11 protein-coding genes are annotated in these 12,453 nt (G+C 64.4%); 6 read left to right on the top strand and 5 right to left on the bottom strand.

Translation table 11 applies throughout. The features are described 5' to 3' along the window. Positions 1 to 117 precede the first annotated feature (117 nt). From argB to HLG70_RS23150, 5 genes are all read left to right on the top strand, one after another. Positions 118 to 1,020, top strand: coding sequence for an acetylglutamate kinase (argB, locus tag HLG70_RS23170; protein WP_171667455.1), 903 nt, complete (start codon positions 118 to 120; stop codon positions 1,018 to 1,020). After that, entirely contained in the window at positions 1,020 to 1,766 is a 747-nt protein-coding gene (locus tag HLG70_RS23165) for a pyrimidine 5'-nucleotidase (protein WP_171667454.1), read from the top strand. Before argB ends, HLG70_RS23165 begins: the two co-directional genes overlap by 1 nt. A gap of 53 nt (positions 1,767 to 1,819) precedes the next feature. After that, positions 1,820 to 2,395 carry a nucleoid occlusion factor SlmA gene (gene slmA / locus HLG70_RS23160; protein ID WP_171667453.1) on the top strand — a complete coding sequence of 192 codons (576 nt, stop codon included), beginning with the start codon at positions 1,820 to 1,822 and terminating at the stop codon, positions 2,393 to 2,395. A 304-nt stretch (positions 2,396 to 2,699) separates the two neighbouring features. Next, positions 2,700 to 4,193 (top strand): DASS family sodium-coupled anion symporter, encoded by a 1,494-nt coding sequence (locus HLG70_RS23155; protein WP_171667452.1) that lies wholly within the window; start codon positions 2,700 to 2,702, stop codon positions 4,191 to 4,193. A gap of 12 nt (positions 4,194 to 4,205) precedes the next feature. Further along, the gene (locus HLG70_RS23150; RefSeq protein WP_171667451.1) at positions 4,206 to 5,255 is read left to right on the top strand and encodes an Ldh family oxidoreductase; all 1,050 of its coding nucleotides are present in this window, start codon (positions 4,206 to 4,208) and stop codon (positions 5,253 to 5,255) included. Between the two features lie 1,017 nt (positions 5,256 to 6,272). Here HLG70_RS23150 and rodA read toward each other — a convergent pair. The 5 genes from rodA to HLG70_RS23125 form a co-directional block, all read right to left on the bottom strand. Further along, entirely contained in the window at positions 6,273 to 7,409 is a 1,137-nt protein-coding gene (gene rodA, locus HLG70_RS23145) for a rod shape-determining protein RodA (protein ID WP_171667849.1), read from the bottom strand. Further along, positions 7,406 to 9,334 carry a penicillin-binding protein 2 gene (gene mrdA / locus HLG70_RS23140; protein ID WP_171667848.1) on the bottom strand — a complete coding sequence of 643 codons (1,929 nt, stop codon included), beginning with the start codon at positions 9,332 to 9,334 and terminating at the stop codon, positions 7,406 to 7,408. The genes rodA and mrdA overlap by 4 nt, the downstream gene beginning before the upstream one ends. A 15-nt stretch (positions 9,335 to 9,349) precedes the next feature. After that, complete coding sequence (mreD, locus tag HLG70_RS23135; RefSeq protein WP_171667847.1) at positions 9,350 to 9,916, bottom strand: rod shape-determining protein MreD; 567 nt, start codon at positions 9,914 to 9,916, stop codon at positions 9,350 to 9,352. Beyond that, positions 9,903 to 10,787 (bottom strand): rod shape-determining protein MreC, encoded by an 885-nt coding sequence (gene mreC / locus HLG70_RS23130; RefSeq protein ID WP_171667846.1) that lies wholly within the window; start codon positions 10,785 to 10,787, stop codon positions 9,903 to 9,905. The genes mreD and mreC overlap by 14 nt, the downstream gene beginning before the upstream one ends. Before the next feature lie 84 nt (positions 10,788 to 10,871). Next, positions 10,872 to 11,915, bottom strand: coding sequence for a rod shape-determining protein (locus HLG70_RS23125; protein ID WP_171667845.1), 1,044 nt, complete (start codon positions 11,913 to 11,915; stop codon positions 10,872 to 10,874). A 226-nt stretch (positions 11,916 to 12,141) separates the two neighbouring features. Here HLG70_RS23125 and gatC point away from each other — a divergent pair, with 226 nt between their 5' ends. After that, on the top strand, positions 12,142 to 12,450 hold the full coding sequence (gatC, locus tag HLG70_RS23120; RefSeq protein ID WP_171667844.1) for an Asp-tRNA(Asn)/Glu-tRNA(Gln) amidotransferase subunit GatC: 309 nt from the start codon (positions 12,142 to 12,144) through the stop codon (positions 12,448 to 12,450). Positions 12,451 to 12,453: the final 3 nt, after the last annotated feature.

Genomic DNA, 12,453 nt, shown 5'->3' with positions numbered 1-12,453 from the left:
CTGTGGGTACTACAATCCGTCGTATGCTTGCGCTACCGCGTCCCGAACGCGTTCTTGTGCAGGCATTTTTTTACCCCCTCCAACTTTACTGACTACTTATTTGCCGACTTAGCTGCCATGACCGACACCCCCGACCCTGCTGCCGTTTCGTCTCCCGCTGTCAAAGCCGCGGTGCTGTCCGAAGCACTGCCGTACATCCGACGATTTCACGGCAAGACCATCGTGGTCAAGTACGGCGGCAACGCCATGACGGAAGAGCGATTGCAGCGCAGCTTCGCGCACGATGTCGTGCTGCTCAAGCTGGTGGGGCTGAATCCGGTGGTGGTCCACGGCGGCGGTCCGCAGATCGATGACGCGCTGCGCCGCATCGGCAAACAGGGCACCTTCATCCAGGGCATGCGCGTCACCGACGCGGAAACCATGGAAGTGGTGGAATGGGTGCTGGGCGGCCAGGTCCAGCAAGACATCGTCATGATGATCAACGAGGTCGGCGGCAAGGCCGTGGGCCTGACCGGCAAGGACGGCGGACTGATCCAGGCCCAGAAGAAACTGATGGCCAACAAGGAAAATCCCGCCGAACCGATCGACATCGGCTTCGTCGGCGATATCACCATGGTCGAGCCGGCCGTGGTGAAGGCGCTGCAAGACGACCAGTTCATTCCCGTCATTTCGCCCATCGGCTATGGCGAGGACGGCACGGCCTACAACATCAACGCCGACGTCGTCGCCGGCAAGATGGCCGAAGTGCTGGGCGCCGAAAAGCTGCTCATGCTGACCAACACCCCGGGCGTGCTGGACAAGAGCGGCAAGCTGCTGCGCAGCCTGTCGGCGCAGACCATCGACGAACTGTTCGCGGACGGCACGATCTCCGGCGGCATGCTGCCCAAGATCTCGTCGGCGCTGGACGCGGCCAAGAACGGCGTGAACTCGGTGCACATCGTCGACGGCCGCGTGCCGCACTGCCTGCTGCTGGAAATCCTGACCGACCAAGGCGTGGGCACGATGATCAGCTCGCACTGATGCGAGCACAGCGTTACCTGCTGCGGCCGGCGGTGCGCTTGCGCCGCTCGCGCCGCACGGCCACGGGCGTTTCCGAACGCCTGTGGCTGTTCGATCTGGACAATACGCTCCACGACACCTCGCACGCCATCTTCCCCAAGATCGACCACGGCATGACCATGGCCGTGGCCGAAGCGCTGAACGTGGACATCGACACGGCCAATCGCGTGCGTTCGCAATACTGGAAGCGCTACGGCGCCACGATGATAGGCATGGTCCGTCATCATGGCGTGGATGCCCATGACTTCCTGCACCGCAGCCATGACTTCGACGTCGGCCCGCTGGTGCGCGCGGAAAAGGCGCTGGCCTACAAGCTGCGGCAGTTGCCCGGCCGCAAGGTCCTGCTGACCAATGCGCCGCTGCACTATGCCCGCGCCGTGCTTTCCCGCCTGGGCATCCTGCGCCAGTTCGACAGCCTGTGGGCCATCGAACACATGCGGCTGCATGGCGAGTTCCGGCCCAAGCCTTCGCCCGCCCTGCTGCGCTACGTGCTGGCCCGCGAGGGCGTTCCGGCCCACCGCGCGGTGCTGGTGGAAGACACGCTGGCCAACCTGCGCGGCGCGCGCCAGGCGGGCTTGCGCACCGTCCACGTGTATCACCCTGGCACGCCGTTCTCGCGCGGGCGATCGCATCGACCGGCATACGTCGACTTGCGGGTAAACTCCGTCAGTGATTTATTGTTACGCCGGCGCCCCTTGCGGGGATAGCGGCGCGCTCCTCCCCCCCTTTCACCGTCAGCCTGCGCAGAGCAGACCCTTCCATGGCGAGCAAACCCGGCGAGCGCAAGACCCAGATTCTGCAAACCCTGGCCGAAATGCTGGAGCAGCCGCATGCGTCCCGCATCACCACGGCCGCGCTTGCCGCGCGCCTGGAGGTCTCGGAAGCCGCGCTGTACCGGCACTTCGCGAGCAAGGCGCAGATGTTCGAGGGGCTGATCGAATTCATCGAGACCAGCATCTTCACGCTGGTGAACCAGATCGCCGCCGCCGAGCCCTATGGCCTGGCCCAGGCCCACAAGACCGTCTCCATGCTGCTGACCTTCTCGGAACGCAACAAGGGCATGACGCGGGTTCTGACCGGCGACGCGCTCGTCACGGAAGACAACCGGCTGCAGGAACGCATCAACCACATCAACGACCGGATTGAAGCGTCGTTGAAACAATCTTTGCGTATCGCCATCACCGACGGCGGCCTGCCGCAGGAGGCCAATGTGGCCGCCCATGCCAGCCTGCTGACGCACCTGGTGCTGGGCCGCTGGCTGCGCTACGCCCAGAGCGGCTGGCGGGTGGCGCCCACGCTGCACCTGGACGAACAACTGCGCCTGGCGCTGGGCTGAACCTGCCATTAGCGTCATGGCACGGGCAAATTAACCCTGAAATATCGTGCCAATTGCTGCGCCGGCGGGCACAATTGATTTGCGTTCATGCAACATTCCCGTGCTTGCGACCCGGGCGGGGCGACGAGCATAATGCCCGGAACAGGATTTCCACAAGCGCGAATCCTCATCAGCTTGACCTACATCAATACGGGTTTTCCTCAATGCCGTCACGATCATCCTGTAGCGTCGACACACCGAATGATTGATTGATCCCGTGCTCGCGGGCGGTGTCTCGTCAGTTTGACCTCAACCGGAGAAGGATATGGCCGCGGAAACCGCAGTCCCTGCCTCGCAAGCCCCAAAGAAAGCAAAAATCCCCATCGGACTCGTCGCCGGCATCCTGGTGATGATCGGCGTGCTGATGATGCCGCTGCCCGCCGACCTGCCGGTTGCCGGCCATCGCATGCTGGCCATCCTGGCATTCGCGGTGGTGGTCTGGATTACCGAAGCCGTGTCCTACGAAGCCAGCGCGATCATGATCACGACGCTGATGGCCTTCCTGCTGGGCACGGCTCCGACAATCAAAGACCCGCAAGTGCTCTACGGCACCTCGGCCGCGATCAGCATGGCGCTGACGGGCTTCGCAAACTCGGCGCTGGCGCTCGTTACCGGCGCCTTGTTCATTGCGGCGGCCATGACCTTCACCGGGCTGGACCGGCGCATCGCGCTGGTCACGCTGTCCAAGGTGGGCACCAGCACTCGCCGCATCCTGATCGGATGTATCGCCGTGACGATCGTGCTGAGCCTGGTCGTGCCCAGCGCCACCGCGCGCAGCGCGGCCGTGGTTCCCATCATGATGGGCGTCATCGCGGCCTTCGGCGTGGACAAGCGTTCCAACATCGCCGCCGGCATCATGATCATCGTGGCGCAGGCCACGAGCATCTGGAACGTCGGCATCCAGACCGCCGCGGCGCAGAACCTGCTGACGGTCGGCTTCATGGAAAAGATGCTGGGCGAACGCGTGGCGTGGTCGGACTGGCTCATCGCCGGCGCCCCCTGGTCGCTGATCATGTCGGCCGTGCTGATCATCATCGTGCTCAAGCTGCTGCCGCCGGAAAGCGACAGCATCGCCGGAGGCAAGGAAGCGGTCGAGAAGTCGCTGCTGGACCTGGGCCCCATGACCGGCGCGCAGAAGCGCCTGATGGCCGTGTCGATCATGCTGCTGCTGTTCTGGTCGACCGAAGGCAAGCTCCACAAGTTCGACACCACGTCGACCACCTACTTCGGCCTGGTCCTCCTGATGCTGCCGCGCTTTGGCGTGATGACATGGAAGGACGTGCAATCGCGCATCCCATGGGGCACGGTGATCGTGTTCGGCGTGGGCATCAGCCTGGGCACCGCCTTGCTGACCACACAGGCCGGCCAATGGCTGGGCAACCAGGTGGTAATGCATACCGGCCTGGACCATCTGGGACCGCTGGCCATCTTCGCCATCCTGGCCGCCTTCCTGATCATCATCCACCTGGGCTTTGCCAGCGCCACCGCGCTGACGTCGGCCATGCTCCCGATCCTGATCTCGGTGCTGGCCACGCTGCCGGGCGACTTCAGCCGCCTGGGCATGACGATGCTGCTGGGTTTCGTGGTCAGCTACGGTTTCATCCTGCCCATCAACGCACCGCAGAACATGGTGTGCCTGGGAACGGAAACCTTCAACGCCAAGCAGTTTGCCAAGGTCGGGATCATCGTCACCATCGTCGGTTATCTGCTGATGCTGCTGATGGGCATGACCTACTGGCGCTGGCTGGGCTGGCTGTAAGGAGGTAGCGTCATGAAAATCACGATTGCCCAAGCCAACGAATACGGCCGCCGAGTGCTGGTGGCGCAAGGGGTGCCTGAAGATATCGCCCGGGATGTGGCCGAGCACCTGGTCGAATCCGACCGGGTCGGCTACACCAGCCACGGCCTGTCCATCCTGACGAACTACCGCCGCGTGCTGTCCGAGGGCTTGGCGCAAGCCGATGGCCGGCCCGAACTGGTCAATGACCGGGGCGCCATGCTGGCCTATGACGGCCACCACGGCCTGGGCCAGTACGTCGGCAAGGTGGTTATCGAAAAGGCGATCGAGCGCACGCAGGAGCACGGCCAGTGCATCCTGACCCTGCGCCACAGCCATCACCTGGGCCGCATGGGCCACTTCGGCGAGATGGTGGCGGCCAAGGGGCTGATCCTGCTGGCCTTCACCAATGTGATCAACCGCTCGCCCACCGTCGCCCCGTTTGGCGGCGCGCAGGCGTGCCTGACCACCAACCCGCTGTGCTTTGCCGGCCCGCTGCCTGGCGGCCGCCCGCCTTTCATCGTGGACATGGCAACCAGCTCCATCGCCGTGAACAAGGCGCGGGTGCTGGCCGCCAAGGGCGAGCAGGCGCCGCCGGGATCGCTGATCGACGCTGACGGCAATCCGACGACGGACCCGAACGCGCTGTTCTCCGATCCTCCCGGCGCCCTGCTGCCGTTCGGCGGCCACAAGGGCTACGCGCTGGGCCTGGTGGCCGAGCTGCTGGCGGGCGTTCTTTCCGGCGGCGGCACGATCCAGCCCGAACACCCGCGAATCGGCGTGGCAACGAACAACATGTTCGCGCTGCTGCTGGATCCCCAGGTGGACTTCAATACGGATTGGCGGACGATGGAGGTGGGCGCATTCATCGACTACCTGCATGCCTGCAAGCCGCAGCCGGGAGTCGAGGCCGTGCAATATCCGGGCGAGTATGAAGCCCGGAATCGGGCGGTCAATGCGGATTCGGTAGAGTTCGACAGCCGGATTTGGGATGGGTTGACCAAGCTGGCTCTGGATCTTGGCGTGCCTGAGGCTTTGCCTTGATGCTGGCTTAGAAGTGGGATTGGTTGTTTTTTTCGCGGGCGCCTTGAGTTCTTAAGGCGCCCGTCGCGTCGGGGGCCTGGGGTGCGCGGGGCTGCGATTGCGGCCCGGAGCCTTCGCTCCGGGCTTCCCCCTTGTCATCCTCGTCCTCGCCTTCGGCGACTCCTTCGGATTCCCTCGGGCTTATCGACGCCCCGCGCACCCCAGGCCCCCGCCACGCCGAGCTCTGGTGGTTGAATCTTCACGGACGCTGGGGCTGACGGAGTTCTTGAGGTTCTCGCCACGGGTGGGGTGGTGGTGGAATATCTTGCGGGGCCCGCCCCCGGCCGGCCGCCCGGGCGGCCTTTGGGGGCTCACGCGGTGTCTTGCGGCACATGATGGCGCTGCGCGCTGCTCGCGATCCACAAACTATTGCGCCGCTGTAGGCTGTTTACGGCTGGATATCCGCAATTGGCGATGGCCGACGATCGAGCCAGCAATAACTGGCCCGGACTTCTCGCCCGCCACTAATCGCCATTTCAACTCCAGTGCCCGATGGGCGGCGCGCGCGCACAAGTCTGCATGCGCAAGCGGCTCGCCATCGCGCGCCGCCCATCACCGCCCCTCCCCCTGACTGCGGAGCCATTAGCAATCCACCCTGCGCATTCGCACAAGCGCACACCGTCTCAACGACCCAACGCCCATATGCCGAATGCAGCCGCCCGCGCGGCTGCATTTCGGCGACCCCGCAGATTCCCTACCCCGACCACAGCTCCAGCAGCGCATCAAACCCAGACGCTCGTAGCCCGGCGGCGCGGGCGGTGGGGCTGCGAGCAACCTCCATGCGCCCGAGGGAATCTGAAGGAACCGCCGAAGGCGGTGACGAAGATGACGAAGGGGACGTCCGGAGCGAAGGCTCCGGACCGCAATGGCGGGCGCTCGCAGCCCCACCGCCCGCGTCGCCGGGCGACCTACGAAGAGACCCGTCCCATGCAAAAAAACCAACCTACAAAGCGAAGCAAATCGAATCGACCAAAAAGCTCAAGTCTTCACAGATCGATGCCGACTGATGCTCATCATGATCCCGAACGCGATCCCCATCGTGAACAACGCCGTCCCCCCATAACTCATGAACGGCAAAGGCACGCCGACAACAGGCAGAATCCCCGTCACCATCCCCACGTTCACGAACACGTAGATGAACAGCATCATCGTCAACGCTCCCGACAACAGCCGCCCGAACTGTGACGAAGCCCGTGACGCGATCGTCAGGCCGCGCGCCATCATCAGGCCATACAGAACCAGGATGGCGATACCGCCGTACAGGCCGAATTCCTCGGCGTACACGGCGAAAATGAAGTCGGTGGTGCGCTCGGGAATGAAGTCCAGGTGCGTCTGCGTACCCTTCATGTAGCCCTTGCCATACACGCCGCCCGAACCCACCGCGATCATCGACTGGATCGTATGGAAGCCCTTGCCCAGCGGATCGGAGCTGGGGTTGAGCAGCGTGCAGACGCGGTGCTTCTGGTAATCGTGCAGCACCACCCAGCTCACTTCGGGCTCGCACAGCTGGTCTTCGTAGTAGACCAGCGTACCGATGGCGATGATGCCTGCCAGCATGGCCGGCACCAGCAGCTTGAACGACAGGCCCGCGAAATAGATCACGAAAAAGCCCGCGCCGAACACCAGCAGCGCCGTACCCAGGTCTGGCTGCAGCACGATCAGCCCGAATGGCGCGGCCAGCATCGCCGCGGCGGCCAGGAAGTCGCGGATCCGGACAGCGCCTTCGTGGCGCTGGAAGTACCAGGCCAACATCATCGGCACGGCGATCTTCATCATCTCGGACGGCTGGATGCGCGTCACGCCCAGGTTCAGCCAGCGCGTCGCGCCTTTGCTGGTTTCGCCGAAGAACTCCACGCCCAGCAGCAGGACCACGCCCACCACGTAGAAGGGCAAGGCCAGCTTCATCAGCCACTTGGGCGGAATCAGCGCCATGGTCCACATCGCGAAGAACGCGATGATGAAGTTGCGCGACTGTTCCGCGAAACGCCAGTCGGTGCCGCCCACCGCCGAATGCATCACGGTCAGGCCCAACGCGGCGAACATCAACAGGATCGCCAGCAGCGGCCAGTCGAATGCCGTGAAGACGCGCAGCAGGATGAGGCCCAGACGCTTCATTGTTGACGTACCAGGTCGGAAGTAATGGTTTCAACGGTGGCCATGGAATCGGCGCGCTCAGGCCGCACGATCTTGTCCTGCCGGTCCTTGGCGAGCCAATAGTCGAACACCTTGCGCGCCACCGGCGCCGCCACGCTGGCGCCCCAGCCCGCGTTCTCGACGATCAGCGACACGGCGATGCGAGGATGCTCCAACGGCGCAAAGCCCATGAACAGCGCATGGTCGCGCAGGCGCTCGTCGATGGCGCTGGCGCGGTAATGGCCGCCTCGCAGGCTGAACACCTGCGCGGTGCCGGTCTTGCCGGCGGCCTGGTAGGGCGTATTGGCGAACGCGCGGCGCGCCGTGCCGGCCCGGACGACGTCGGCCATCGCGTTCTTGATCACGTCCACGTTGGCCTGCTTGAGCGGAATGCGGTAGTCGGGAGTGGACTCCGTGGGCTTGGCCACGCCGGTGCGCGGATCGCGCACGGCGTGCACCAGGTGCGGACGCCGGAACAGGCCGTTGTTGGCCAGGGTGGACGTGCCTTGCGCCAGCTGCAGCAGGGTGAAGGCGTTGTAGCCCTGCCCCACGGCCACGGAGATCGTCTCGCCGGCGTACCAGCGCTGGCGTTCCTTGTCCTTGTAGGCCGCGCGCTTCCAGTCGGTGGACGGCAATACGCCGCGCTTCTCGCCTTCCAGGTCGATGCCGGTGATCTGGCCAAAGCCGAACTGCTTGGTGAAGTCGTGCAGCGCATTCACGCCGATTTCGGGGCCGAGCGAATAGAAATAGGTGTCGGACGACACCACGATGGCCTTATGCATGTCCGTCATGCCATAGGCCGCGCCGCCCGCGTTGCGGAATTTCTGGCCGCCAAATTCGTAGTAACCGGGATCCGAGATGCGGTCCGTGGCGCGGCGCTTGCCCAGTTCCAGCGCGGCCAGGCCCACGAAAGGCTTGTAGGTGGAGCCGATGGGATACGTGCCGTACAGCGGGCGATTGATCAGGGGATGGTCTGGCGATTCATTCAGCATGCGCCAGTTGTCCACGTCGATGCCGTCCACGAACAGATTGGGATCGAAAGACGGTTGCGACACGAAGGCCAGGACCTCGCCCGTGTCCGGGTCGATCGCGACCAGCGCGCCGCGCTGTCCCTCGAAAGCTTCTTCCGCCACCTTTTGCAGGCCCAGGTCGATGGACAGCATGATGTCCGAGCCCGGCACCGGATCGATCCGGCGCAGCGTGCGCATGGGGCGACCGCCGGCGGTCACCTCGACCTCTTCCAGTCCGGTGCGGCCATGCAGCTGCTCCTCCCAGGTCTTCTCGATACCCTTCTTGCCGATGACCTCGGTGCCACGGTAGTTGCCCAACTGGCCGGCGCGCTCCAGTTCTTCGTTGTCGCCCTCGGCGATGCGGCCGATGTAACCCACCACGTGCGCGGCGGACACGCCTTGCGGATACTCGCGCACCCAGCGCGCGCGCAGCTCCACGCCCGGAAACTGGAAGGAGTGCGCGGCGAACCAGGCGGCCTCGGTCTCGTTCAGGTTGTTGCGCAGCTGCAGGCTGGCGTAGCGGCTGGACTCCGCCGCGCGACGTTTGAAGCGCCGCTGATCCGACGGGCTGATGTAGACGACCTCGGTCAGGCGCTCGAACAGCTCATTCATGTTGCCTGCTTGGGCGGGCACGACTTCGAGCGTATAGGTGCGGTAGTTGCGCGCCAGGACTTCGCCGTTGCGGTCCAGGATCTCGCCGCGGCGCGGCGGAATCGGCACAACGGCGATACGGTTGCGGTCGGCGCGTTCGGACAGGCCTTCGTAGCGGTCGACCTGCAGATACCAGAACCGGCCCACCAGCACGCCAAAGCACACCAGCGCGAATATGCCGCCCACCCAGGCGCGCAGGCGGAAACGCTGCTTTTGCTGCTGGCCGGTTTTCTTGAATTCGAACATGACGCGATACCGCCGTCAGGCGGAGGAAGATTCGGCGTCGTCGGCACCGCGCTGCGGCAGGTGCAGGACCCAACCCGCCAGCGGCCACAGAGCGGCTGTCAGAAGCACGCTGATGCCCCAGTCCCAGCCGGGCCATTTGCCGGCCAGCCATGCATGGATGATCTGGGTCACGAAGCGGGCGATGAAGAACACAGGCAGCATGTGCATTGCCTGGCTCCAGAGATCGAACCGTTGCAGCCGGCGATGCAGGACCACCGCGCCGTAGGCGACCAGCGTATAGGACAAAGCGTGCTCGCCGAGCAGGCCGGCATCGTGCACGTCCATCAGCAAGCCGAAGAAGAACGCCGTGAACAGTCCGACGCGGCGCGGTTCGTGCACGCACCAGAAGGCGATGATCAGCAGCAGCACGTCGGGCGCGCCCTGCCACAGACGCCAGGGAAGCAGCGACACCAGCCATACGAGCAGCACCGTGCCCCAGACGAACACCCCATGCGCGGGACCCGACAGCTTGTCGGGATGCACATTGCTGGGCGTGCCCAGGCGGCGCCGGGGTTGCCCGGCGGATTGATTAGTCCGATCCACCGGAATCGACCTCCTGACGGTTGGACTCGGCGCGGGCCACATCCACCTGCAGAACCAGGAAGTGGCGATAGCGTTCGGGATGGGCCAGCGGTTCACAAACGGCGCGCGCGAAACCCGATGCGGTGTCGCGCTCGACCGAGGTCACCTTGGCCACGGGCAGGCCGGCGGGGAACAAGCCACCGACGCCGCTGGTAACGATAGTATCGCCTTCCTTGATGTCGGCATTGGCCGCCAAGTAACGAACTTCCATCTTGCCAGGAGAATTGCCGCCAAACGCGATCAGGCGCAGCCCGTTGCGCAGCAGCTGAACGGGAATGGACACCTGTTCATCGGTGACCAGCGCGGCCTCGGCGGTCATGGGCGTCACGCGCACGATCTGGCCAACCACGCCGCCCTCGTCGATCACCGGCATGCCAGGCGCCAGGCCAGCCTTGCTGCCCTTGTTGAAGACCAGGCGTTGGGTGAAGGCGTTGGTGGGCTCGTACATGACTTCGACCACCACCGCGGACTGCGCCACGGTATCGGTCACCCCCAGGAGACGTCGCAATTGCGAGTTCTCGGCGGCCAGCTGGGCCGCGTGCGAGGCAACCTGGGCCAGCTCGATGCGCTGGCGTTGCAAGGCTTCGTTTTCGCTGCGTATGAGGTTGGCCGCGTTGAGCCATTCATTGACTCGCTGGACGAGATCGCGCGGCGCCATGACGGCGCGCTGGAAGGGATAGAGCGCCACGGAAATCGTCCGACGCGCCGGCTCCAGCATGCGCCATTGCGAATCCATGACGATCAGGGCCAAAGCAAGGACGGCCAGAACGACCAGCCGCACCTCGGCAGGTGGGCCGCGCCTGAATAGGGGGGGGGTCCCTTGTCGTTGCATGAATCTCAGCCCGGGCGCCCGCGTCCGTAGCTCCCGCAGCGGCCGGAGCCGTAAGTAAGCGGGGCTCCGGGCTGGCGGGCAGTATTAGTCGTTGATGAAGATGGCGCCCAGTTTCTCAAGGTGTTCCAGCGCTTCGCCGCAACCGCGCACGACGCAGGTCAGGGGATCATCGGCCACCACGACGGGCAGTCCGGTTTCTTCCTGGAGCAGGCGGTCGAGGTCGCGCAGCAGTGCGCCGCCACCGGTCAGGGTAATGCCCTTGTCGGTGATGTCGGCGCCCAGCTCGGGCGGGGTCTGCTCAAGGGCGATCTTCACGGCGGAAACGATCTGGTTCAGCGGATCCGTCAGCGATTCCAGGATCTCGTTGGACGAGACCGTGAAGCTGCGCGGCACGCCTTCGGCCAGGTTGCGGCCCTTGACCTCGATCTCGCGGACTTCGGATCCCGGGAATGCCGAGCCGATTTCCTTCTTGATGAGTTCTGCCGTGGGTTCGCCGATCAACATGCCGTAGTTGCGGCGGATATAGTTGATGATGGCTTCGTCGAACTTGTCGCCGCCAACGCGCACGGAGCCCTTGTAGACCATGCCACCCAGCGAGATGACCGCCACCTCGGTGGTGCCGCCGCCGATGTCGACGACCATGGAGCCGCTGGCGTCGGACACGGCCAGGCCGGCGCCGATGGCCGCGGCCATGGGTTCTTCGATCAGGAAGACATGGGACGCGCCTGCGCCCAAGGCCGATTCACGGATGGCGCGCCGCTCAACCTGGGTGGAGCCGCAGGGCACGCAGACGATGATCCGCGGGCTGGGCGCCAGCATGTTGCGGGGGTGCACCATGCGGATGAACTGCTTGAGCATCTGTTCGGTGACCGTGAAGTCGGCGATGACGCCGTCCTTCATGGGCCGGATGGCCTCGATATTGCCGGGAACTCGGCCGAGCATCTGCTTGGCTTCGTGGCCGACGGCCTGGATGATCTTCTTGCCGTGAGGCCCGCCTTCATGACGGATTGCGACCACGGAGGGCTCATCGAGAACGATGCCCTTGCCGCGGACGTAAATCAGCGTGTTGGCGGTACCGAGGTCAATCGCCATATCGCTGGAAAAATAACTGCGCAGGAATCCGAACATGGGAGCTCAGCTAAATTCTGGGGGGAATTGGGGTCATGCCATGGGGCGTTTGGCCCGAAAAACGACGGGTCCGCCTGTCATCACGGCGATTAAACCGTGAATCATAACTTATAATTTCACCGGAAATAGCGCATAAATGCAGGCTATTCAAGCTTTGTAACGGGTTTGGCGTATGCATACTGCCAGTCCCGCCCTTCAGCCTTCGCTTATCGATTTTGCAATCCCCATGGCGCTCAATGACAAAGATGTGGCCCGTATTGCCCGGCTGGCCAGAATCGAACTGACCCCCGACCAGCGCACCGTTGCGCAGGCCGAGCTTAACGGCATCCTCCACCTGATCGAACGGCTCCAGTCCGTCGACACCCAAGGTGTCGACCCCCTGGCCCACCCCCTGTCGGCCCATGAGGACATTGTGCTCCGCCTGCGTGAAGACGCCGTGACCGAAGCCAGTTCGGAAGCCCGCCGCCAGGAACTGCTGGCCAATGCCCCCGACGCCCAGGAAGGCTTGTTCCTGGTTCCCAAGGTCCTGGATTAAGTC

Origin of the sequence: Achromobacter deleyi, assembly GCF_013116765.2 — a bacterium.
Lineage (GTDB): Bacteria > Pseudomonadota > Gammaproteobacteria > Burkholderiales > Burkholderiaceae_B > Achromobacter > Achromobacter deleyi_A.
The sequence above is the reverse complement of the archived record's forward strand: the minus strand, read 5'-3'. Positions and strand labels throughout refer to the sequence as shown.

Excerpts from the sequence above, each read along its gene's own strand:
- argB (WP_171667455.1), top strand. The coding sequence starts at position 118 with ATGACCGACACCCCCGACCCTGCTGCCGTTTCGTCTCCCGCTGTCAAA.
- HLG70_RS23165 (WP_171667454.1), top strand. The coding sequence starts at position 1,020 with ATGCGAGCACAGCGTTACCTGCTGCGGCCGGCGGTGCGCTTGCGCCGC.
- slmA (WP_171667453.1), top strand. The coding sequence starts at position 1,820 with ATGGCGAGCAAACCCGGCGAGCGCAAGACCCAGATTCTGCAAACCCTG.
- HLG70_RS23155 (WP_171667452.1), top strand. The coding sequence starts at position 2,700 with ATGGCCGCGGAAACCGCAGTCCCTGCCTCGCAAGCCCCAAAGAAAGCA.
- HLG70_RS23150 (WP_171667451.1), top strand. The coding sequence starts at position 4,206 with ATGAAAATCACGATTGCCCAAGCCAACGAATACGGCCGCCGAGTGCTG.
- rodA (WP_171667849.1), bottom strand. The coding sequence starts at position 7,409 with ATGAAGCGTCTGGGCCTCATCCTGCTGCGCGTCTTCACGGCATTCGAC.
- mrdA (WP_171667848.1), bottom strand. The coding sequence starts at position 9,334 with ATGTTCGAATTCAAGAAAACCGGCCAGCAGCAAAAGCAGCGTTTCCGC.
- mreC (WP_171667846.1), bottom strand. The coding sequence starts at position 10,787 with ATGCAACGACAAGGGACCCCCCCCCTATTCAGGCGCGGCCCACCTGCC.
- HLG70_RS23125 (WP_171667845.1), bottom strand. The coding sequence starts at position 11,915 with ATGTTCGGATTCCTGCGCAGTTATTTTTCCAGCGATATGGCGATTGAC.
- gatC (WP_171667844.1), top strand. The coding sequence starts at position 12,142 with ATGGCGCTCAATGACAAAGATGTGGCCCGTATTGCCCGGCTGGCCAGA.